At 52.7% G+C, this 22,972-nt stretch carries 19 protein-coding genes and 2 CRISPR repeat arrays; of the genes, 12 read left to right on the top strand and 7 right to left on the bottom strand.

The genetic code is table 11. From position 1 onward, the window contains the following. The first annotated feature begins 489 nt into the window (after window positions 1–489). The 12 genes from csy1 (at window position 490) to QCD69_RS06380 (ending at window position 15,526) form a co-directional block, all read left to right on the top strand. Window positions 490–1,836, top strand: coding sequence for a type I-F CRISPR-associated protein Csy1 (csy1, locus tag QCD69_RS06435; protein ID WP_301251434.1), 1,347 nt, complete (start codon window positions 490–492; stop codon window positions 1,834–1,836). Further along, complete coding sequence (gene csy2 / locus QCD69_RS06430) at window positions 1,833–2,789, top strand: type I-F CRISPR-associated protein Csy2 (RefSeq protein ID WP_301251433.1); 957 nt, start codon at window positions 1,833–1,835, stop codon at window positions 2,787–2,789. Before csy1 ends, csy2 begins: the two co-directional genes overlap by 4 nt. 18 nt (window positions 2,790–2,807) lie before the next feature. Further along, window positions 2,808–3,812, top strand: coding sequence for a type I-F CRISPR-associated protein Csy3 (gene csy3, locus QCD69_RS06425; RefSeq protein ID WP_301251432.1), 1,005 nt, complete (start codon window positions 2,808–2,810; stop codon window positions 3,810–3,812). Between the two features lie 8 nt (window positions 3,813–3,820). Continuing rightward, window positions 3,821–4,375, top strand: coding sequence for a type I-F CRISPR-associated endoribonuclease Cas6/Csy4 (gene cas6f / locus QCD69_RS06420; RefSeq protein WP_301251430.1), 555 nt, complete (start codon window positions 3,821–3,823; stop codon window positions 4,373–4,375). A 137-nt stretch (window positions 4,376–4,512) separates the two neighbouring features. Further along, a CRISPR array of direct repeats spans window positions 4,513–5,618; the repeat unit is 28 nt; unit sequence GTTCACTGCCGCACAGGCAGCTTAGAAA. Window positions 5,619–6,043: 425 nt separating this feature from the next. Next, on the top strand, window positions 6,044–6,349 hold the full coding sequence (locus QCD69_RS06415; protein WP_301251428.1) for a toxin-antitoxin system TumE family protein: 306 nt from the start codon (window positions 6,044–6,046) through the stop codon (window positions 6,347–6,349). Then, window positions 6,330–6,695, top strand: coding sequence for an HVO_A0114 family putative DNA-binding protein (locus tag QCD69_RS06410; RefSeq protein WP_301251426.1), 366 nt, complete (start codon window positions 6,330–6,332; stop codon window positions 6,693–6,695). Before QCD69_RS06415 ends, QCD69_RS06410 begins: the two co-directional genes overlap by 20 nt. 569 nt (window positions 6,696–7,264) lie before the next feature. Next, entirely contained in the window at window positions 7,265–9,862 is a 2,598-nt protein-coding gene (acnB, locus tag QCD69_RS06405) for a bifunctional aconitate hydratase 2/2-methylisocitrate dehydratase (protein WP_253455256.1), read from the top strand. A gap of 263 nt (window positions 9,863–10,125) precedes the next feature. Then, a CRISPR array of direct repeats spans window positions 10,126–11,414; the repeat unit is 28 nt; unit sequence GTTCACTGCCGTACAGGCAGCTTAGAAA. A 440-nt stretch (window positions 11,415–11,854) separates the two neighbouring features. Then, window positions 11,855–12,712 carry an SUMF1/EgtB/PvdO family nonheme iron enzyme gene (locus QCD69_RS06400; protein ID WP_301251425.1) on the top strand — a complete coding sequence of 286 codons (858 nt, stop codon included), beginning with the start codon at window positions 11,855–11,857 and terminating at the stop codon, window positions 12,710–12,712. Beyond that, on the top strand, window positions 12,702–13,241 hold the full coding sequence (locus QCD69_RS06395) for a carbapenem self-resistance protein CarG family protein (RefSeq protein ID WP_253455254.1): 540 nt from the start codon (window positions 12,702–12,704) through the stop codon (window positions 13,239–13,241). The genes QCD69_RS06400 and QCD69_RS06395 overlap by 11 nt, the downstream gene beginning before the upstream one ends. Continuing rightward, window positions 13,238–13,798: a CpmK protein gene (locus QCD69_RS06390; RefSeq protein WP_253455253.1), complete on the top strand. Its 561-nt coding sequence runs from the start codon at window positions 13,238–13,240 to the stop codon at window positions 13,796–13,798. The genes QCD69_RS06395 and QCD69_RS06390 overlap by 4 nt, the downstream gene beginning before the upstream one ends. 281 nt (window positions 13,799–14,079) lie before the next feature. Next, window positions 14,080–14,442 carry a protein YacL gene (yacL, locus tag QCD69_RS06385; protein ID WP_301251423.1) on the top strand — a complete coding sequence of 121 codons (363 nt, stop codon included), beginning with the start codon at window positions 14,080–14,082 and terminating at the stop codon, window positions 14,440–14,442. 124 nt (window positions 14,443–14,566) lie between these two features. After that, window positions 14,567–15,526, top strand: a complete 960-nt coding sequence (locus QCD69_RS06380) for a 2-keto-3-deoxygluconate permease (RefSeq protein ID WP_301251422.1) — start codon at window positions 14,567–14,569, stop codon at window positions 15,524–15,526. A gap of 133 nt (window positions 15,527–15,659) precedes the next feature. Here QCD69_RS06380 and QCD69_RS06375 read toward each other — a convergent pair whose 3' ends face one another. The 7 genes from QCD69_RS06375 to QCD69_RS06345 form a co-directional block, all read right to left on the bottom strand. Further along, window positions 15,660–16,949: a glycoside hydrolase family 28 protein gene (locus tag QCD69_RS06375; protein ID WP_301251421.1), complete on the bottom strand. Its 1,290-nt coding sequence runs from the start codon at window positions 16,947–16,949 to the stop codon at window positions 15,660–15,662. 122 nt (window positions 16,950–17,071) lie between these two features. After that, the gene (locus QCD69_RS06370) at window positions 17,072–17,749 is read right to left on the bottom strand and encodes an SDR family NAD(P)-dependent oxidoreductase (RefSeq protein ID WP_301251420.1); all 678 of its coding nucleotides are present in this window, start codon (window positions 17,747–17,749) and stop codon (window positions 17,072–17,074) included. Then, window positions 17,746–18,222, bottom strand: coding sequence for a YhcH/YjgK/YiaL family protein (locus QCD69_RS06365; RefSeq protein WP_301251419.1), 477 nt, complete (start codon window positions 18,220–18,222; stop codon window positions 17,746–17,748). The genes QCD69_RS06370 and QCD69_RS06365 overlap by 4 nt, the downstream gene beginning before the upstream one ends. Beyond that, the gene (locus QCD69_RS06360; protein ID WP_301251417.1) at window positions 18,219–19,397 is read right to left on the bottom strand and encodes a sialidase family protein; all 1,179 of its coding nucleotides are present in this window, start codon (window positions 19,395–19,397) and stop codon (window positions 18,219–18,221) included. Before QCD69_RS06360 ends, QCD69_RS06365 begins: the two co-directional genes overlap by 4 nt. 1 nt (window position 19,398) lies before the next feature. Next, a complete protein-coding gene (locus tag QCD69_RS06355) occupies window positions 19,399–20,814 on the bottom strand; it encodes a sodium:solute symporter family protein (RefSeq protein WP_253455246.1) in 1,416 nt (471 codons plus the stop codon). Window positions 20,815–20,912: 98 nt separating this feature from the next. Further along, window positions 20,913–21,797 (bottom strand): dihydrodipicolinate synthase family protein, encoded by an 885-nt coding sequence (locus QCD69_RS06350; RefSeq protein ID WP_253455243.1) that lies wholly within the window; start codon window positions 21,795–21,797, stop codon window positions 20,913–20,915. Between the two features lie 15 nt (window positions 21,798–21,812). Beyond that, on the bottom strand, window positions 21,813–22,958 hold the full coding sequence (locus QCD69_RS06345) for an iron-containing alcohol dehydrogenase (protein ID WP_301251414.1): 1,146 nt from the start codon (window positions 22,956–22,958) through the stop codon (window positions 21,813–21,815). Between the last annotated feature and the right edge of the window lie 14 nt (window positions 22,959–22,972).

The raw sequence follows: 22,972 nt of genomic DNA, 5'->3' as shown, positions 1-22,972 counted from the left end.
TTAAGAGAAAGAAACTTATTTCTAAGCTGCCTGCACGGCAGGCTGATAATAATAGCGCCTTAAGTTCACTATACAAATATATTTAATTTTCAGGTAACTTATTGCTTTGATATTCAGTTGGTGGCGCCAGATTTAAACAAGAAGAAACGTTTCAGTCTTAAAGTTTTTATAAATTCTTTACTGCTCGATTGATGATAGTAATAATGTTTTTTATAAAAATTAAGAAGATTTGTATAAAGATACTTAGGTGGTAGCCATGAGGTTTTACCGACTCAATGATGCTGCGGGGTTTCAAAGAAGAAAATGTCTTTTATTAGTGATTTTGTTAATGGCACTAAGCATCTTTTCTTTAAGCGCGGCTTGCATAGTCTCATCAAAATCTCGCATTGGAATTTTAAATGTATTTGATGGTCAGGGCTCAGATAAATCAATTTACTTCTCATTTTTTCTGTTTTTGTTGACAGGTAATTTTCCCACAGGAGGCAAAGGATGCCAGAAAAAGGACTTACATCATTTATTATTCAATATATAGCCGAGCGCAAACAGCCAAAGCGCGAAGCGCTGGAAAAGGAAGAGGTAAAAGCGTTGGCTGGCGCAGGTTCGCCAGCGAAGCAGGCGGCTATCAAAAACGATTATGCGCGCCAGTACGCGGAGCTGGATGAAAAGTATGAAGTACGCAATTGGCTAAGCGATGCGGCAAGGCGAGCGAGCCAGATTAGCCTGATAACTCATGCACTAAAATTCACCCATAGTGACGCTAAAGGCAGCAGTATTTATCAAACCTCTGGCGATAAAAGCCCCGATTATCTCTCTTCAGGCTCATTAAAAAATCCATTACTCGATGCTGTCGGGAACGCAGCCTCCCTTGACATTGCCAAACTGCTGCAAACTGAATATCAGGGCGATTCGCTGATTGCCAGCCTGATCCGTAATGATACGTCAGCCCTGGCTAAGCTGGCCGAAAATGAGCAGCAGCTGGCAGAGTGGATTTCTGGCTTTAAGCAGGTACTAACCAGCGCTAATCCCGCCTCGCACAAGCTGGCAAAGCAAATCTACTTCCCAATCGGCGACGGCCACTACCACCTTATCAGTCCGCTGTTTGCTACCTCATTAGCCCATGCGTTACATGAACGCCTTACTACATCGCGTTTTAGCGAAGAGGCCAAAGAGATCAATGCCGCAGTTAAAGCCGGAACCTGGCATAGCCAGCCCAGGACCACTTATCTTCAAACTGCCTTGCAAAAGTTTGGCGGTACCAAGCCGCAGAATATCTCTTACCTTAACAGTGCTCGCGGTGGCAGAGTCCGGCTCTTATCCAGCGCCGCGCCAGTCTGGCAATCCATTAATAAACCACCTCTGCAACATAAAACCATTTTCCATTTTCGCAGTGAGTTTGCCTGGTTAGCACGTGCAAGCGTGGCTGGCCTTAAGCGCCATCTATTAAGCGGCTATACGAAACAAAATAATGAGGAAATTCGCCAGCAGCGCCTGAGCTATGTCGATGAAATTATCGATATTTTATTTAACTACGTAACCGGTATTCAGCAGCCTGAATTCGCCAACTGGAGTAAAGATACAAACTGTGAGCTAAAACGATCGCAGCAGCTATGGCTTGATCCTTTGCGCAGTAAAGCTGACGAACATTTTCGTTTTGAGCGGGAAGCGGGCGACTGGCAAAAAGAGGTCGCGCGAGATTTCGGCTACTGGCTGAGCCGTCAGCTTAGCGTTAATCCTCTGAATATGGGCGAAGTGGAACGGCGCTATTTTTCAACGGCAGCACTATTTAAAAAGCGCCTGCGTGAAATGGAACAGGATTTAAAAGAGGAGCTGCTATGAGCCATCTGATTATTTTGCGCCGTTTGCGTGTGGAAAATGCCAATGCCATTGCCGGATTCACCTGGGGTTTTCCCGCCATAACTCATTTCCTGGGATTTACTCACGCTTTGTCGCGCAAACTGGAGAAAAGCCATGGGATAAGCCTGAGCGGCTGCGGCGTCATTTGCCATCAGCAGCAAGTTCATGCGCACTCTTCCGGTTACGACCACGTATTTGCTCTGACGCGCAATCCGTTAACCAAAGAGGCGAAAACAGCTTCTTTTAACGAAGAAGGCCGTATGCATCTGACCGTCTCGCTGTTGTTGCAGTGCGAAGGCAGTATTGCGGGCGGTGAACATGGCGCGGCCGAGTTGGCGCGGCACCTTGAACAGCTCTGTCAGGTACAGAGGCTGGCTGGTGGCAATGTTGTACAGCTTGAACGGGTTAACGTTATTGGCTGGCCGGAAGAAGAACAGGCAACGCGTAAAATTCTGCGTCGTTTATTGCCTGGTTTTGCGCTGTTGGATCGCTCGTCGTTACTGGCGGAGCATTTTTCTCAGCTTCAGCAGAGCAACCCGACGGCGGACATGCTGGATGCCTGGCTTGACTTTGCCAGCCTGAAGATGCGCGCCGTAGCGGAAACCGAAGATCCGCAGCCAGGAGACAAAGCTCGCTGGGAATATCAACCCAAACCGGCTGGCGGTTTTTTGGTGCCGTTAATGACAGGCTATCGCGCTATTTCGCCCGTATTGGCACCTGGTCAGGTCGCCAATTCACGTGATAACGACACGCCTTTCTGCTTCGCCGAATCCGTATACGGCGTGGGAGAGTGGCGCAGCCTGCATCGCGTTGCCCGGCTTGATGAGCTGATATGGCGGCACGCATATGAAAACGGGTATTACCTGTGCCGCAGCAGTCAGGCTGTAAGCCAGACGATTTACGACGATGTTGAAGATGAATTTAACGACGAATAACTGATAAGGAAATTGAAAATGGCTAAAGCAACTTTGAAAACCGCCTCTGTATTAGCATTTGAAAAAAAATTAGCGAACTCTGATGGCATGATGTTTGCCGGAAAATGGCAGCAAAAAGAACCGTGGCAGCCTGTAGTCATCAAGGAAAAAGCGGTACGTGGCACTATTTCCAACCGCCTGAAAAATGCGCTGGTCAGCGATCCGCTAAAGCTGGATGCAGAAATTCAAAAGGCCAACCTTCAACGTGTGGATGTTGCTGCACTGCCAGCGGATACCGACACGCTAAAAGTCGTTTTTACGCTGCGTATTCTGGGCGATCTGGCTACGCCTTCGGTTTGTAACGATCAGCCTTATCAGGCTGAACTGACTAAAGTCATCAATGGTTACGTAGAGCAGCATGGCTTTAACGAGCTGGCCGCACGCTATGCTGAAAATATCGCCAACGGTCGTTTTCTGTGGCGTAACCGAATCGGTGCAGAGTCGATAGAGGTTCACGTAAAAAAGGGCGAAAAAAACTGGGTATTTAATGCTCATAGTTACAACATACGAAGCTTTACTCAGTCGAATGGCGATCTGGCGGAGCTGGCAGATGCTATCAGTGAAGGTCTGGCCGGAAAGTCATTTGTTTTGTTAAACGTGGAGGCTTTTGTCCGCTTAGGCAACGGTCAGGAAGTTTATCCTTCTCAGGAACTGGTGCTGGACAGCAACAGTAAGAAAAGCAAGCTGCTGTACCAGGTTGATGGCACGGCAGCTATGCATTCTCAAAAAATTGGCAACGCATTACGTACGATTGATACCTGGTACCCACACGCGGAAGATCCAGACATGGGGCCGATCGCGGTAGAACCCTATGGATCCGTGACCAGTCGAGGCCTGGCTTATCGCCAGCCTAAACAGAAGATGGACTTTTATACGCTGCTTGATAACTGGGTAACCAAAGGCGAGGCGCCTGCGGTAGAGCAGCAGCACTATGTTATTGCCACCTTGATCCGCGGCGGCGTCTTTGGTGCGAAAAGCGAGTAGGGGGAGGTATGAATTATTATCAGGATATCCTTATTCTGCCCGATCCGGAGATAGCGGATCAGGTGCTGATGGCGGCGCTTTTTGCTCAGCTGCATCTTAAATTGTTCCATGTTGGCGAAGGCCGTATCGGGATCAGTTTCCCAGCGGTAGGCCTGACACCGGGAAACCGGTTACGACTACATGGCTCGCAAGACGATCTGACAAAGCTTGCTGCAACCGACTGGTATGACAACCTCAAGGAGTACATTTTTTGCAAATCGGTGCGTCCTGTACCCGAAGGTTGCCGATACCGTACCGTACGTCGGGTACAGTATAAAAGTAACGCGGAAAGACTACGGCGGCGTTCAGTGAAAAAGGGCTGGCTTACCCAGGAACAGGCGCAACAGCAGATTAGCGTGCTGAGTGAAAAAAGAGGCAGGCTGCCATTTTTATCAATGAAAAGCCGCTCGAACGGGCATTCATGGTTGCTCTTTTTTGAGCACGGGCCGCTAAGAGAAAAACCGACAGAAGGGACTTTTAGCAGCTATGGCCTGAGTGCTGTAGCAACCGTCCCCTGGTTTTAACTGTTGATACCCTTTTTTTGATGGTGTTTATAACCCATTGAAATTAAATGGTTATTTCATCAGGCTGAAAAAAGGGTATTTTTGAAAAAAGTGGATGATTTATTTTATTTTCAACAGTTAAGTGGTCAAAGGCAACTGTTCACTGCCGCACAGGCAGCTTAGAAAAGTCGCTATGCTGTTACAGACGGCAGTGGCGCGTTCACTGCCGCACAGGCAGCTTAGAAATATCTGATTTACCGTTACTGGGGGCCAATATCGTTCACTGCCGCACAGGCAGCTTAGAAACCGGTGCGTAAGGGCGAGGTGATGATGACCGTTCACTGCCGCACAGGCAGCTTAGAAAAATTGTATACCCAGCAGGCAGGTTAAATACCCGTTCACTGCCGCACAGGCAGCTTAGAAAACCCAGGGCTTTGACCGCTGGCCCAATACCGCGTTCACTGCCGCACAGGCAGCTTAGAAAAGTGGCTCCGCGACTTGCCACCAGCTCAAAGGGTTCACTGCCGCACAGGCAGCTTAGAAAAATATCGAACAAACTATGCGCTATGACAGAAAGTTCACTGCCGCACAGGCAGCTTAGAAAGTAACGGCGTGCTGCGCGTCAACCCAACCAGCGTTCACTGCCGCACAGGCAGCTTAGAAAACGAGCGGCTTTTTTTTATCTTGTATATCAAGTTCACTGCCGCACAGGCAGCTTAGAAAAAATGTGGCACCCCACGGTGCCGACACGTAACGTTCACTGCCGCACAGGCAGCTTAGAAAACACTGCCCGATAAGCTATAGCATAAACATCGTGTTCACTGCCGCACAGGCAGCTTAGAAATCGTCGTCTGTACAGAAAACAAGGCTACTTTTGTTCACTGCCGCACAGGCAGCTTAGAAACGGATGTGCGTAGGGTTCAGATTGGGGGGGATGTTCACTGCCGCACAGGCAGCTTAGAAATCAATGTCGAGCTGAAACGTTCTCAGGCTCTTGTTCACTGCCGCACAGGCAGCTTAGAAAAGACTCAGGGACATGGCCGTCTGGTCCCAGTAGTTCACTGCCGCACAGGCAGCTTAGAAATTTGGCGAAACGCGACTTAATTTTTACTAACTGTTCACTGCCGCACAGGCAGCTTAGAAAGACACGTCCCTGACGATTGCCGCGCCATTTACGTTCACTGCCGCACTGGCAGCTTAGAAAGTGCGTAACCACTACCTGCCACAGTCAGCTGAGTTCACTGCCATACAGGCAACGTAGAAAGACGGTGGGGGCTGACATTCGCTGAGAACGAGGTTCACTGCCGCACAGACACCAGAAAAGTCGTCGGGCACCGGTACAACACTGCCACATTTTTGCTGCCGCTTAAGCGCATTAAAAATGCTAACCTCCTCACAAGATTGCTTGTTTTTTGTTCTCTTTCGCACCAATAGTTTAAAAAGAAAAATAAAGTCCGTTAAAAGTTGTTTTATAGAATTTGGTCGCGTGGATATTCAGAGCCAGGTATGCAGATCACTAATGGCCTTGCCGATTATCTCCAAATAAATGATTTAAAATCAATGGGTTATTTGGTGCAGCTTTTTCTTATCTACTGACGGTCATTCTTTATACGTCGATTTTATTGATGTCTTGATTGACATCAAAAGTGCATTGGCGTTGAATAAGTAACCAACATGGAGAGTTTATCTATGCCATCGGAACTGGTGAGTTTTTTCAGGTTTGACTACCCGGATGAGGAAGCATTTATCAGGATAAAAGTCTGGAAGGTTAAGCCAAATGTTAAGGGAAGCCTTCACGAATACAAATACAGCTGTGCTTATGTTGTTGGGAAAACCTGTGTATTACGCTATGACAATGAGGCAGGAAAAGGAGATCACAAGCACATTAATGGTCAGGAAATCCCTCTGCAATTTTCTGATGTAGAAGATTTAATTGCGCAGTTTGATGCTGATGTTCAGATGATTAGGAGGCAGAATGAGAACACTGATTGTTAGAGTAAACAGTGAGTCGGAAGCACGAAGCATGATGAAAAATAATTTTATATCAGCAATGTCCGGTGGGTTAGCTGACGAACCTTTTGTTCATAGCTTTGGTTCGATTGAGCAACTGGCAAAAGTCATGCTGGCGCCCAACAGGCTTGCCATTCTTCACACTATGGCTGGTGCGCAGGCAATGTCTATTCGGGAGCTGGCGCGCCGGTTAAAACGAGATTTTAAAGCAGTTTATCGTGACGTACAGGATTTACTGACAGCAGAAATCATCTGTCTTGAAGAGGGTAAAATTATTTTTCCTTTTGACGCTGTCAAATTCGATTTTATGATCGAACACAGAGCTGCCTGACTCATGCTGTTTTAACAGATAAGTTCATCATGTTCGGCGCTGCAATACAGCATTTGTTCAGGTGATTACAGGCAATCAAAATGTTCACTGCCGCACAGGCAGCTTAGAAAGTTAATAGTTGCTTTATGGTTCTAAATGTTAGTTCACTGCCGCACAGGTAGCTTAGAAAACTGGATGAACATGACCCAGCGGGCATTCAATGTTCACTGCCGCACAGGCAGCTCAGCATCCCAAGTAACATCGTGCTCTGGTCCCTGGCGCTTACTAAACACTCATAACGATTAGTTAATCCACCGTTCCGCGGGTAATACAAAAGGTGCGAGTAAAGCGGTATCCCGGCATAATTACCGACTTCAAAAGTCCTTTAAAAAGCCTTTTCAATCGCGTAATCCGTGCCTGATCCACTCTGTTAATGATGTTGCTTTTTTGTAAACAGATTAACACCGCATCAAAATCCTGCTATGCTGGCCCTCGCGAAACCGGGCACCTTACCCTACAGAAAAGAGCGCAAAGCATTTGCGATAAGCCTGAAGGCGCCCGGTCATTACACTGTGAGCGAGGAGAACGTCGTGCTAGAAGAATACCGTAAGCACGTTGCCGAGCGTGCTGCCGAAGGGATCGTTCCTAAACCATTAGATGCTTCCCAAATGGCCGCGCTGGTTGAACTGCTGAAAAACCCGCCAGCGGGTGAAGAAGAATTCCTGTCCGATCTGTTGATTAATCGAGTTCCGCCGGGCGTTGACGAAGCGGCCTATGTAAAAGCCGGATTCCTGGCTGCTGTCGCCAAAGGCGAAGCGACCTCTCCTCTGGTTACTCCTGAAAAAGCGATTGAACTGCTGGGCACCATGCAGGGCGGCTACAACATCCATCCGCTGATTGACGCGCTGGATGACGAAAAGCTGGCGCCGATTGCCGCTAAAGCCTTGTCCCACACGCTGCTGATGTTCGACAGCTTCTACGATGTAGAAGAGAAAGCCAAAGCCGGCAACCCACACGCAAAACAGATCCTGCAATCATGGGCGGATGCCGAATGGTATCTTTCCCGTCCGGAGCTGGCGGAAAAAATCACCGTCACCGTGTTCAAGGTCACCGGCGAAACCAATACCGACGATCTTTCTCCTGCACCTGATGCCTGGTCACGCCCGGATATCCCTCTGCACGCGCTGGCGATGTTGAAGAATGCCCGCGAAGGCATCGAGCCGGATCAGCCTGGTGCCGTTGGCCCGATCAAACAGATCGAGGCGCTTCAGGCCAAAGGCTTCCCGCTGGCTTATGTCGGCGACGTAGTCGGCACCGGTTCTTCCCGTAAATCCGCCACCAACTCGGTGCTGTGGTTTATGGGCGACGACATCCCTTACGTGCCGAACAAAAAAGGCGGCGGCGTGGTGCTGGGTAACAACATTGCGCCAATCTTCTTCAACACGATGGAAGATGCTGGCGCGCTGCCAATTGAAGTGGATGTGCAAAACCTGCATATGGGCGATGTTATCGACATCTATCCTTATAAAGGCGAAGTCCGTAACCACGAGACGGGCGAAGTGTTAGCTAACTTTGCGCTGAAAACTGACGTTCTGCTCGATGAAGTTCGTGCGGGTGGTCGTATCCCGCTGATCATCGGTCGCGGTCTGACGACTAAAGCTCGTGAAGCGCTGGGCCTGCCGCAAAGCGACGTGTTCCGTCAGGCGAAAGACGTGGCGGCAAGCACGCGCGGCTACTCGCTGGCGCAGAAAATGGTTGGCCGCGCCTGTGGTACGGAAGGTGTGCGTCCGGGCGCATACTGCGAGCCAAAAATGACTTCCGTGGGTTCGCAGGACACCACCGGCCCAATGACCCGTGACGAGCTGAAAGACCTGGCCTGCCTGGGCTTCTCTGCCGATCTGGTGATGCAGTCTTTCTGCCACACGGCAGCCTATCCTAAGCCGGTTGACGTCTCTACGCACCACACGCTGCCGGACTTTATTATGAACCGTGGCGGCGTATCGCTGCGTCCGGGCGACGGCATTATCCACAGCTGGCTGAACCGTATGCTGCTGCCGGATACCGTAGGAACAGGCGGCGATTCGCACACCCGTTTCCCAATCGGCATCTCTTTCCCGGCCGGTTCCGGGCTGGTGGCGTTTGCGGCGGCAACCGGCGTGATGCCTCTGGATATGCCAGAGTCCGTGCTGGTGCGCTTCAAGGGCAAAATGGAGCCGGGCATTACGCTGCGCGATTTGGTTCACGCCATTCCGCTGTATGCCATCAAGCAGGGCCTGCTGACCGTTGAGAAGAAGGGCAAGAAAAACATCTTCTCCGGCCGCATCCTGGAAATCGAAGGCCTGCCGGATCTGAAAGTCGAACAGGCGTTTGAGCTGTCCGATGCGTCCGCCGAGCGTTCTGCGGCTGGCTGTACGATCAAGCTGGGCAAAGATCCTATTATTGAATACCTCAACTCCAATATCGTGCTGCTGAAGTGGATGATTGCGGAAGGCTACGGCGATCGCCGCACGCTGGAACGTCGTATTCAGGGAATGGAAAAATGGCTGGCGGATCCGCAGCTGCTGGAAGGCGATGCGGATGCGGAATACGCGGCGGTTATCGAAATCGATCTGGCTGAAATCAAAGAGCCAATCCTGTGCGCGCCAAACGATCCGGATGATGCTCGCCTGCTGTCGGACGTGCAGGGCGAGAAGATTGACGAGGTCTTTATCGGTTCCTGTATGACCAACATCGGTCACTTCCGTGCCGCCGGTAAGCTGCTGGACAGTCATAAAGGCCAGCTGCCGACGCGCCTGTGGGTGGCTCCGCCAACCAAGATGGATGCGGCACAGCTGACGGAAGAGGGTTACTACAGCGTCTTTGGCAAGAGCGGCGCGCGTATCGAAATCCCTGGCTGTTCACTGTGCATGGGTAACCAGGCACGCGTGGCGGACGGTGCGACGGTGGTTTCCACCTCAACCCGTAACTTCCCGAACCGCCTGGGCACCGGCGCGAACGTTTATCTGGCTTCAGCAGAGCTGGCTGCGGTCGCTTCGCTGTTGGGCAAACTGCCAACGCCGGACGAATATCAGCAGTTTATGGCGCAGGTTGATAAGACGGCGGTGGATACCTATCGCTATCTGAACTTCGATCAGCTGAGCCAGTATACGGAGAAAGCCGACGGCGTGATTTTCCAGACTGCGGTTTAAATCCTCAATAAGCGTTATTCAGAGCCGAATAGCGCTTTCGCGGTAAATAAAAGTCCGGGGCTGTTTTCAGTCCCGGATTTTTTATGGGCGCAAATCAGAGGATCGTATGAAGGAATCAGGCAGGTTCTTTGAAACCCTTTTTTTTGGCTTATTTTTAAATGTCTGATTTTAAATGTTTTTATCAAAGAGCTAAAAAAAAGGGTTTTTACCCGAGATGCGTCAATTTTCCCTGCAATACATGATGTTAAACTATTCACGCTACTGTTCACTGCCGTACAGGCAGCTTAGAAAAGAATGTCCCAAATCTGTCCCACACTGATTTTGTTCACTGCCGTACAGGCAGCTTAGAAACACCACGCAGGAAGAATTCGCCACGCTGATGGCGTTCACTGCCGTACAGGCAGCTTAGAAATGAAACGGTAATGGTCGCTTTGCCAGCACCAGGTTCACTGCCGTACAGGCAGCTTAGAAAAGTGATATCTACTGAAAAAGTAAGGAAACTGCGTTCACTGCCGTACAGGCAGCTTAGAAAAGTGCACGTGCAACAGAAATTCGAGATGATCAGTTCACTGCCGTACAGGCAGCTTAGAAATTACAGGATAGCGAAACGTTGCCGCCTGGCCCGTTCACTGCCGTACAGGCAGCTTAGAAAAGACTATCTGACGGACGCTATCAGGTATAACCGTTCACTACCGTACAGGCAGCTTAGAAATTTACCCGACTCTACATAAGCCATTCGAAAGCGTTCACTGCCGTACAGGCAGCTTAGAAAACTATCGCGACAAATACACAGCAGAGCATACAGTTCACTGCCGTACAGGCAGCTTAGAAATACCAGGGCAACTACGACGAGGACTTCGGCAAGTTCACTGCCGTACAGGCAGCTTAGAAAACTCTTAGGCGCGGCCCCGCCGCCACCTGCCTGTTCACTGCCGTACAGGCAGCTTAGAAAGCTCAGCAAGGGATGCCTGAGTTACATTTGCGGTTCACTGCCGTACAGGCAGCTTAGAAAGATGAAGGATATACCCGAATCGCTAACGAGCTGTTCACTGCCGTACAGGCAGCTTAGAAATTCATCGTTAACTCGTACTGGGTGATCGAATAGTTCACTGCCGTACAGGCAGCTTAGAAATGCAGAACTACGACCCCACGGATCAGCATGTCGTTCACTGCCGTACAGGCAGCTTAGAAAATGATGCCAGACCAACTTCAGCAATAACCATCGTTCACTGCCGTACAGGCAGCTTAGAAATGTAATGATATGCGCGCCTGGGTAAACGTGAAGTTCACTGCCGTACAGGCAGCTTAGAAATGGAGCAGCTGCGCGCCCTTGATGGTCTGGAGGTTCACTGCCGTACAGGCAGCTTAGAAAGCCAGGTTATTGCGGTACTGATGGAGCTGGGGGTTCACTGCCGCACAGGCAGCTTAGAAATGGTGAAATAGGTCATGCCTATAACCGTCTTGGTTCACTGCCGCACAGGCAGCTTAGAAAATCGAGTGCGGCTTGGCCACTGAATCAGAAAAGTTCACTGCCGTACAGGCAGTTTAAAATCAGGGAATGATACGCATCCGCCATTTTTATCCCTAAGCACCACTCTTACCCTCCTATGGCAAAAGTGAACGCCAGGAGACATTTCTGTGCCCCTTCAGATAAGCCGCTACCTTGCCGTCCATTTAAAAAGGAAAATAGTGTAGCGGCAAACGCTCAGGAAAAATAACGTCGGATAAAAGCGCAGTCCAACAAGAAAAGATAATATAGATGTGGGCTGAAAACTAAAGCTGACTTATGCCGACAAACCACGCATTGCCTGTTTATAAATTAGCGCATGATAAATCACTACGCAAAAAAAATGATACAGCGTCTCATTATTTTTCAGGAAGGGCAGGTAAGCGCATAACCTTCCTTTTAAAGACCAGTTCGGTTATTGTGGGAATGTCCCTATACTGATTTTAAAAACATCCTGTAACTATCTTCTGATATGTCGAGGCTCAATGAACATCCTGGCAAGAAATCTCATCATCTTTCTATGCTTCTTTTCTTATAAGGTTTTTGCTCAACCCGATATCTCTGAAGTTTTAATAAAGGGCGGTGATTATTACGTAGGCGACGTTTTTGGCAAACACGACTATGCACAGCATGCCAATGCAAAAATAAAAAGCTTTTACATCATGCAAACCGAGGTTAGCTACGCGCTTTATCAACAGATCTATGCGTGGGGGCAGAATAATAACTATTTGTTTAACCCCGGCTGCAATGGCGCTATTTATGAAGATTGTCGCGAGCCTGATTACGAACAGGGAAAGCATCCGGTAACTAATATCGAATGGGGCGATGCCGTTGTCTTTGCCAATGCGTTAAGCGTGTTACAGCATTTGCAGCCCGTCTATCTGACGAACAAAGGAGCTATTGTCTATAATGTTGAAGAGACTGACAACCTGCATGAGGACAGCCACGCAGACGGTTATCGCTTACCTGATATTAATGAATGGCAGGTAGCCGCGCGAGGCGGAGAAAAAGCAGTAGCCAAAGGTCGCTATGGCAATCGTTTTTCTGGCAGTGACAGAGCCGACAGCGTTGCCTGGTATCCACCGTTTAACAGTCAGCAATTTGGCACGGCCAAAGTAAGTTCGTTAAAACCAAATGATGCGGATATTTATGATATGAGCGGTAACGTCTATGAATGGATAAACGACAAAAGTGAGACGGCAGGCGTTGCCATGCACTATTTTTGCGGAGGAAGCTATATTGCCCATTCTGCTTCCCTGGCAAGCTGTGACTCGCATAGTGCAAAATTCGTCATGTCTGATATCGGTTTTCGCCTGGTCAGGAATGCCGTCAGTGAAAAATAAATTTTTACTGATGGGTCTGCTTTTTTCAGGATTCGCCAGCGCTCAGGCTGAATACGTTTCTTTACACAGCGGGCAGAACGTTATTGATATCAATGCCGATGGTCTGAAAGATATTTTGTTTATCGCGGATTATGACAATAACACGTCTCATCCCAGCCAGACGATGAATGTTTTTATAAAAAATAAGCAGGGTGGTTACAACAGCGTTCCCTGCCCGCAGGCCAGCGGTTTTACATGGGCCGATATCAGGCTTTCCGCCTCTGGCGTTAAAATATATGATTACAGATTGCTCGTTTACCACAACGGATATTCTGTAGTTAGCGCTGAAAAATTCGCTACTGATAATGATGGCAGCGACGTATTGAACTCAGGCCTGGTCAGGATAAATCGCTATGTTATAACGGAAGGGGAAAACGATCCGGGCGTCCCTGCGTTTCAATGGAGCCTGGCGGGAAGCTACATCACCAAAGAAAAATTCAACGACGTGGACGAAGCGCTTAAAAATATTAATATGGATGAGTTTAAATGAAAGCAATTATCATGCTGGCGGCAGCGTTATTTACTGTATCTTGTCATGCCAGTAACGCTGGCGTGAATGATAATAACTATAAAGCGGCGATACAGCAGGCATTAGATAACCAGCCGCCACTTTGTCTTGGCGAGAAAACCTGGCCAGCCGTTACAAATACGCAGGGCTATAGCTGGATAAATGCAAAAATGGAGGCGTTAAAAGAGGCCGGTCTGATTACTAAAAAAACTACAGGCGGAAAAATAGACTGGCGGCTGACCACATACGGCCAAAAAGCTTTCAACCAGTCCGGTGACTTTTGCTACGGTAATTTTAAGGTTAGTAAGATAACCGATCTCAATCATCATAACGATGGCACGGTGACCGTTGATTTTACCTACCAGATAACCGCTTTACCCGCATGGGCTAAAAACAAAGCCGTCAGAGTGGCCTATACCGATCTGGATAATGACGTTATGGGAATAGGCCATGCCAGATATGAAATCGTTTTCCGAAAAGAAAATTCAGGCAAGCTGGTGGTGCTTTCTCCACCTTCGCAGCTCGATCTACTTTACTGAAGCTAATTAATCCAATGTTTTTAGCCCTTTTCTGTATGCCGAACGGCCCGAAGTTTAGTGTATATGCATTATAGCGAGTTTATCTTACGTTCCCGGACAGAGCCGCCCGAGCGGTTGATCATACGTCTGCCGTTTTTGCGAGATCGTTGTTTCATTTCTTCTCTCTTTCCTTTTCTTTGGCCCTTATGCTGCGATAATAGAAAGGTTAACCCGTTCACAGGAGCGGGCCGGCGCAGGCGGCAGATTGAGGCCGCAGCCCGGTAAGGTCAGAGGAAAGCAGTATGGAATATGAATTTTTACGCGACGTTACCGGCACGGTAAAAGTACGCATGTCGATGGGGCATGAAGCTATCGGCCACTGGTTTAATGAAGAGGCAGCGGACAATTTAGCGCTGCTGGATGAGGTAGAGGCCGCCGTCGCCGAAGTGAAAGGCAGCGAGCGCCAGTGGCAGCGCGTGGGCCGCGAATATACGATCTGGCTGGATGAAGAAGAGGTGATCGTGCGCGCCAATCTGCTCAGTATTGAAGGCGACGAGATGGAAGAGGGCATGAGCTACTACGATGAAGAGAGCCTGTGCTTCTGCGGCGTCGAGGATTTTCTGGCGGTGATTGTCGCCTATCGCGGTTTTCTTCAGGGGCGTTGAACCGTCTTCTTTGACATTTTTTAATCAATCTGGATGCTTTTATCTGCGATCGTGATCGTTTTTATTCACTTTTGATTCATTAGAATCAAACGGGGGGATAACCTTAAAACGAGGCAGGATGCTAATGAAACTGAAAAGGATGATTGAGAAAATTCCCGGCGGCATGATGGTTGTGCCGCTGGTTGCCGGAACCACCATCAATACCTTCGCGCCACAGCTGCTGGAAATCGGCGGCTTCACCACGGCCCTGTTTAAACAGGGCGCCGCACCGCTTATTGGCGCTTTCTTAATCTGCATGGGAGCCGGCATCGGTTTTGGCGCGGCGCCTCGCGCCATTCTTCAGGGCGGCAGCATTACGTTAGTTAAGCTGCTCGTCGCGGTGGCGCTTGGGTTTGCTGTCGATAAGTTCATGGGGGCGGAAGGCGTTTGGGGGCTGAGCAGCGTAGCGATTATTGCCGCGATGAGCAATGCCAACGGCGGCCTCTATGCGGCGCTGGTCGGGGAGTTTGGCAGCGAAAGCGATATCGGCGCGATCCCGCTGATGACGTTGAGCGATGGTCCCTTTTTCACGCTGATTGCGTTGGGCGCGGCCGGTATGGCTTCCGTCCCGCTGATGGCGCTGGTTGCCGTGATCGTGCCGCTACTGGTCGGCATGATGCTGGGGAATCTTGATGCCGATATGCGGCAGTTTCTTACCGCTGGCGGGCCGCTGCTGATCCCCTTCTTCGCTTTTGCGCTGGGCACGGGGATCGATCTGGCGATTCTGATTGAAGGCGGCCTGGCTGGGGTCGCGCTGGGCCTGCTGACCACCTTTTTCGGCGGCTTTTTTAACGTTCGTATCGATCGCCTCGTTGGCGGAACGGGAATAGCAGGCGCCGCGGCCTCCAGTACGGCGGGGAACGCGGTTGCCACCCCGCTGGCGATTGCGCAAGCCGATCCTTCTCTTCTGCACGTGGCTTCCGCCGCTACGCCGCTGATTGCCGCTTCTGTGATCACCACGGCCATCCTTACCCCGTTATTTACCTCATGGATAGCCAGGCGCAACGTCCGGCAAAGCGTTGCCGCCCAAAAGGTCGAGCAATAGACAGGCTGAGGGATGCAGGGCAGGCGCACGTTTTGCCGTTAAGTTTTTGCGGCCGCAACGCAAATCCGGTGCGCCCGAGGATTATTGCAGCAGGCCGGATAAGATGCGGGGATGATGTGCATCCCCATCAGGTTTACCGTTCGTAAGCGTCGTTTTTTTCCAGCGTGACGGCGGGGGCATCCACGCTAACCTGTTCAAAGCTCAGCTTATTCACGCCAGCGATTTTGCCGAACTCCTGCGCCTGCAAGGTAATATGGCTGAAGTGCAGCCGTTCGATCGGACGTTCCTCTGCGCCTTCGATAAAAAATGCGCGAGAGAAATGGTGCGGCGCGGTTAAGCGGCCGGTAACGTGAGAAATAGTGATATTTTCAACCCGCGTCAGGCCGTCTGTCCCTTCCACGCCTTCGCTGAGTTTGCGCCAGTGCAGGGGGCTATCCTCACCCACCTGTTGGCCGTAGCTGTACTGCGGAAACCAGTTAAGCTGCATCATAAAGGGATAGCTGACGTCTTCCAGCAGCAGATGGCGCACGGTAATATTCCTGATCCAGCCGCCGCGATTACGCGCAGATTTGATGCGAAAACCGACGCCAGTGCCAAAAAAGCGGTTATGTTCAATCAGCACATTTTCGATCCCGCCCGATGTTTCGCTGCCCAGCGTAATGCCGGAGCCTTTATGCAGCTCACAGTCGCGAATAACAATATCGCTCGCCGTTTTTGCCAGTCGCTGCGCTTCCGCGCCGCGTCCCGATTTGACGCAGATATTATCGTCATTGCAGGAAACCACGCATCGTTCCACGCGAACATGCTCGCACGAATCGATATCAATGCCGTCGGTACTGGGACCGGTCGCGTTACTCACCCGCAGATCCTGTAAAAAGACCCGATGCGAATAGCAAAGATGAATATTCCAGAAGCCGGATTCGCGTGAATGAAAACCGTTCAGCTCTACCGCTTCGCTCTGGTAAACCACCACGTTGCGCGGGCGCTCGCATTCGTAATCCACTACCCAGCGCAAGCCCTGCCGACTGTATTCCGCCAGCATGCCGCCGTTTTCATCCTCGCCCCAGAATTTATGCCACCAGACCGCGCCCTGGCCGTCAATCGTGCCCGCGCCCGTGATTTTCACCGCCTGACACCGGTTGATATTAACGATCCCCGCCGGCCAGAGCATATCAATACCGGCAACGCGGGTGGCGATTTTAGGGTAATCCTCCAGGCGCTGGCTGCCGAGCAAAACCGTGCCTTCAGCCAGTTCCAGCGTCATCTCGCTTTTTAAAAACAGCGAGCCGGTAAGATAGCGTCCGGCAGGGATAAGGACGCGGTCGCCCGCCGCCGCCTGGTTGATGGCGCTTTGTATCGCGCCGGTTGATAAGGTTGTTCCATCAGGTACCGCACCGAAATCCAGAATATTCAGGATCGCCATGTTTTTCCCTTTCCATGCTGAATAAAAAACAGGCAGGCACTATAGCATTTCTGACCGTTGCCATATTTCCTGAGATCAAAGGAGCTGCCGTTGGTGGCAGCTGCTTGCCCTTAAAACCTCGGCTACAGCGATCCGCCGCCGCAGATCACCAGCTCCTGGCCGGTGATAGCATCGGCGGCGGGGGAGAGCAGATAGCCGACCAGCGCGGCGACCTCTTCCGGCTGGATATAACGCCCGATCGGCGGCATTTTCGGCGGCGAACTTTCCCGTCCGGGCTGGCTTAACATCGGCGTCGCCGTTGCGCCCGGCGCGACAATATTGGCGGTAATGCCGCGCGGCGCCAGCTCCGCCGCCCAGCTTCTTACCATGCCTTTCATCGCCGATTTGGTACTGACATACTGGCTACGTCCCGCCGCGCCGGTTGAAGTGCGGCTGCCGATCAGTACAATGCGCCCGCCCGTGGGTAGCTGCGGCGCCAGCTGATTCGCCAGCACCTCTGCTACCCGAATATGCAGTTGCCAGAGCTTTTCGCTTGTCTCCTCATCCAGATCGCCCAGCGGCGCGGCCTTCATCATGCCAGCGGCGTGAATAACCGCATCGACCGGCGGCAAGCTAACCAGCGCCCGCTTCAGCGCGGCGGTGTCAAACAGATCCACCGAAAGCGAGACGAAAGCGTCGCTGTCGCGCTTTACCAACGTGCGGCTTAGCCCGGTTACGCGCCAGCCTTCTTCCAACAGCTTATCGGCGATGGCGGCGCCAATGCCGGAGCTGACGCCCGTGATCAACGCGTGACGGCTCATGCGCGCGCCTCCAGCATCGCCAGCGGGATCTTAAATACCGCCTTGCGTACCGCTGCCGCTTCGCCGACCGCGCAAAGCGCCTGATGCGCTTCGCCAGGATAGAAAATCACGAAATCGCCGGGCTGCAAACGCACCGAATGCGGCAGCCAGGGGCGCTCAACGATAAACAGATCCGGCTTGCGCTCTTCCGCCTGCTGGTTACGGGCATCGGCACAGGAAAAGTGGACGATCTCTTCACCCGCCAGCAGGATCTGAATATCCAGATACTGTCGGTGAAATTCGGTATGCCGCGTTGCCGCCGGTGCGGTGCGCGCCGGGCTCAGCGTGCAGAACCAGCTTTCCCCTTCCGGCTGGATGCGGCCGTCATCATGCGCGCTCAGCGCCGCCAGATGATGTTCCGGCCTGGCAAGCAGCGCGGCAAGCACGGGCGGCAGCGTTGCCATTTTCAGCGTCGACAGATTACCGGTAATCATGGCGCCTCCTTAGCCCAGGCCTCGTCCACGCAGACGTATTTAATCGCCTGGCGGAAATAAGTGTAGGCAATATGCAGTTCGCCATTCAGCCCCTGTTTGATGCTGGGATAGGAGAACTCGCGGTTCAGCTTCTGCCGCGAGTTATTGGTCATGCAGTAACCGTCGCCTTCATCCAGGTTGCGTTGCCACGGCCAGCTGCGGCCGCCGTCGGCTGAAATCGCCAGCGTCATCGGCGCGCGCGGCGCCCCCCAGAACGCCGTTTTTCCGGCGTGCGTCGCGGGCGTAACGGCAGTATCGCCTTCCTCATCCTCAATTTCATCGTAGAGGGAAAGACGCCGCTCGCTGGCGCCCTCGGCGCTCATGGCGTTAAATACCAGCGCCAGATCGCCGTTGGTCAGCGTCGTGACCTGGATTGACGAGTTATTATTCGGCAGTTCCGTCGGTTGCGGCGCCGACCAGCTTTCGCCGTTATCAACGGAACGGCTGGCGTAAATATTATCCGCCCAGCGGCTGCGAAACAGTGCCAGCAGCGAGCCATCTTTCAGCAGGGTAATATTCATATGCACGCAGCCGGTGCTTTCCGGCACCGCCACGTCGCGCCAGGTTTTACCGTGGTCAGCGGAGATTTTCACCGCGCTGGTATCCTCGTTGCCGACCCATTTTTCGCCGGACCGCGTGGTGCAGTAGAACACCGGCAGCAGCCAGTTGCCGTTGGCTAACACCACAATCGGCTGACGAATAAAGGTGCCGGGCTTGTCCAGCAGCGTGGCGATCGGCCCCCAGCTTTTGCCGAAATCCTGCGACTGACGAAAACGCACGATGGCGGTGTCCTGATTGCCGGATTTCTGCGCCGTCCACAGCAGCCACAGCACGTTGTCGGGCGCTAAAAACAGCACCGGATTTTGCTCGGAACGGCTGCTGTCGTCGGAAAGTTTTTGTGGTTCGCTCCAGCGCTCGCTGTTTTTCGCCAGCCGCGAGCACCAGATGGAGATATCGGCAATGCCTTCTTGAGTGCCGCCAAACCAAACGCAAAGCAGATCGCCATCCGGCAAAGGCAGCAGATTAGCCGCGTGATTTTGCGGGCAGGGCGAGGGCAGCATGGCGCTGCGCAGTCGCGAGGCGTTATCCGCGGGCTGCACAAGGCCGCTGCGTTCTACGGTCAGGGTTTCACTCATCTCAGGCTCCACTTTTTTGCATACGGTTGTCGGTTTTCTTCACGCTCTGACGGCTTGGGATCATATAGTCGATAGCCATAATCACCGCTGGCGTAATCAGCGCGATATACATGTTGTTGATGCCGAAAGGATCGCCCAGCACAAACCAGACGGAGGTCATTACGCAGGCGCCAATCAGCCCCCAGTTTGCGCCGCGCGCGCTTTTAAACATCGGCAGATAGAAGGCGATGATCGCCACCACGGAAATCGACAGGCGAATGGCGCGGGTAAAGAACGAAAGCTTAAGCACTTCCGGCACGAACAGCACAAAGACCAGCGGCGCAAAGCCGATTGCCAGCGACAGCCAGCGCGTCATTTTGAATTCGCGCTCCGGCGTGGGGTTGCGGTACGGCACATAGAAATCTTTTACAATCAGCGACGCGATAGCCAGCGCCACGGTGCCGACGCTGACGAAAATCGACGCGACCAGCGAGGTGGTGACGATGCCGGCCAGCCACGGGCTCATATCCTGCAAAAACACCGGCAGCGCATAGAGGCTGTTGATCTCGGGGTGCAGATATTTCGCCGCCACGCCGATCATGGCGATAGCGATACCGATAGGCAGGCAGAAGAAAAAGGCGACCCAGGTGGCGCGTCTGGCCGCCGCCGGGCTTTTAGTGGAAGAGATCGCCTGAATCACAAACTGGGTGCAGAAGATGGAGCCAATGGTGCCAATCAGCCAGGCGACGATGGTGCTGGCGCCGACATGGCCGTCCCACGTCCAGTAAAAGGACGGCATTTTCTCGACCATCGGCGTGATGCCGCCGGTCATTTTCAGCGCCACGCCAAGAATAATCAGGATGCCGACATATTTCAGCGCGCTGTGCAGCATGGTGACCCACGCCATACCTTTCATGCCGCCAAAGGCGAAATAGAAGGTGCTGACGATAGCGGTAATAAAGGCCGCAACGGGCAGATTAACTTTTAATACGGTGGAAATAGCCGCCGCGCCGCTGACGTAATTCCCTACGTTCACCAGCAGCAGCGCATAAATCATAATAATAGAGATAATATTCTTGGTGGTGCTGCCGTACTTTTCCGCTATCGCGCCGGAAATAGTAATCTTGCCGGTATTATAGATACGCTTGACCAGCAGCAGCCCGAAAATAGGAAAGCCAATTGCCGCGCCGATGACCGACCAGGAAGCGGCAAAACCATCCTCAAAGGCGGCCTGCGCCGTGCCGATGGTGGATTTGGCGCCGATATATTCCGACATCAGCATAATACCCACGATAAAAGCGGGCATGGCGCGCGACCCTTCCATAAAGTCGCCGGAGCTTTTACTTCTTAAGCGGTAAGTCAGCCAGGTGGTAAATAAAATATAGGCGACCACCATACAGATAATAATCAACGTGCCTTCAGTAGAAAACGCTTTCATTGTGATGCCTCACTATGAGCAGACGCGGCGGCCTTGCGGCTCTTTTCACGCCTTTGTAGGGTTAAGCGCCTGACGCGACGCCTGCGGTAATGGTCGGTTTACCGGGTGTACTGATTAACGATCTGGCGAATGCGCTGCTCTTCTTCGGCGCTGAAGCGCACGGCATAGCGGCTTTCGCCTACGTCATAGCCCATCAGCGCCACGGCTTTTTTCACCGCCGCTGGCGAGAAGGCGACGCTGTAAAGGTCGGTGCGCAGACCGGTCACGTTTTCCTGCGCGCGGCGCGACCCCTCGATATCGCCGTCGTTAAAACGCGCCCAGATGGCGTTGATCTCTTTCGGCGCGACGTTGGCCAGCCCGGAGATGCAGGCGGCGCAGCCGTCAACAAAGCCCTGATGGATCAGCGAGTCCGGGCCGTTCAGCACGCTGAAATTTTCCGTGCCCTGCGCCGCCTGCAAAAAGCCGCTCAGGCTCTCATAACTGCCCGCGCTGTCTTTGATGCCAACGATATTGGGATGCGCGGCCAGTTTGCGCACCGTCTGCGGCTGGAGCGTGTTGCCGGTGCGGGCCGGAATGTTATACAGAAAGACCGGCACCTCCAGCGCGTCGGCGACCGCCTCGTAATGGGCGATCAGCTCCTCCTGTTTTAGCGGCACGAAGTAAGGCGTAATAACCGAAACGGCATCCACGCCCAGTCTGGCGACCTGCTTACCCAGGCGAATAGTTTCGCGGGTGGAGATTTCGCCCACGTGCGCCACCAGCGGCGCTTTGCCCGCGACTTCCTCCACGCAGGTGGCGGTGACCGCCAGCTTTTCCTGCTCGTTAAGCACAAAAAACTCGCCGTTGGTGCCGCCGCAAAAAATACCGTTGCCAGCGGCAAGCTGGCGCTGGATCTGCTGGCGCATCGCCTGCTCGCAGTAGTCGCCGTCAGCGGTAAAAGGGGTGACGATGGCGGTCAGTACGCCGGTGATTGTGTTCATCATGGCCTCATTATTCGTTTAGTGATTCAGGGTCGGAAACAGGGTCAGATAGACCTCGCGGACGTCGTCGGCGCTGACCGCACACGGCACGTTTTTCATCAGGCGCTGCACGTCCAGCGCGGCCTCGACCAGATAAGGCAGATGCTCAGCGTTGATGCCCAGCTCGTCCAGGCTGGCAGGCAGCTTCAGGCGCTTCACCAGCGCGGCGAAATAGTCAACCAGCGCCACGGACTTCGCTTCTTCGCTCAGCGAGGCGTCGGCGTCAGGCAGCAGGTCGTAAGCCTGGGCGAACTTGCTGACCGCCGCAGGACGGACAAAACGCATACACGGTGCCAGCAAAATGGCGTTCGCCACGCCGTGCGGCAGGTGATATTTGCCTCCCAGCGGATAGGACATGGCGTGCACCAGGTGCGTACCGGCATGGGCGATGGCCGCGCCGCCGTAATACGATGCCCAGAGCATATCCAGACGCGCCGCCAGGTTATCCGGCTCCGCAATCGTCTTTTCCAGGCTGGCGAACAGCTTTTTCATGCCGATCAGCGCGTAGTTGTCGCTGACCGGATTGGCGACGGTGGCGGTGAAGCACTCAATCAGATGGCAAAGCGCATCGATGCCGGTGGAAGAGGCGATATGCGCGGGCATACTGGTGGTCAGCTCGGGCGCCAGCACCACGTAATCCGGCAGCATCACCGGCGAGATAATGCCGACCTTGGTTTCTTTCTCCGGGATAGCGAGGATCGCGTTTGGCGTGGCTTCGGAACCCGTGCCTGCGGTCGTTGGGATCAACAGCGAGGCCGTGCGGCGCAGCGGTTTTTCACCGGCCAGCAGCGCTTCCAGCGAAGGCGCGTCCTCAACGCAGAGCACGGAAAGCAGTTTGGCGACGTCCAGCACGCTGCCGCCGCCGACGCCAGCCACCATATCCACCTTTTTCCCCGGCAGCGACGCCACTATAGCCGCCACGTCATGCTGGCTCGGCTCCGGCGGCACGCTGTCCACAATGCTCAGCGTCGCTCTGCTGCCAATCTGTTGGATCAGCGTTTGCACCGCCGGAATGCCGACAATGTTTTTATCCGTCACCAGCAGCACGTGCCGATGGTTTTGCAACAGATAGCCGATGTCGCTAAGCGCCTGGTAACCAGCAATCACGGTGCTGTTAATGGTCATAAGTCCTGTCCTGG

The sequence above is a fragment of the Erwinia sp. PsM31 genome (assembly GCF_030433775.1).
Taxonomy (GTDB): Bacteria; Pseudomonadota; Gammaproteobacteria; order Enterobacterales; family Enterobacteriaceae; genus Erwinia; species Erwinia aeris.
This window is presented reverse-complemented; position numbering and strand designations above follow the sequence as displayed.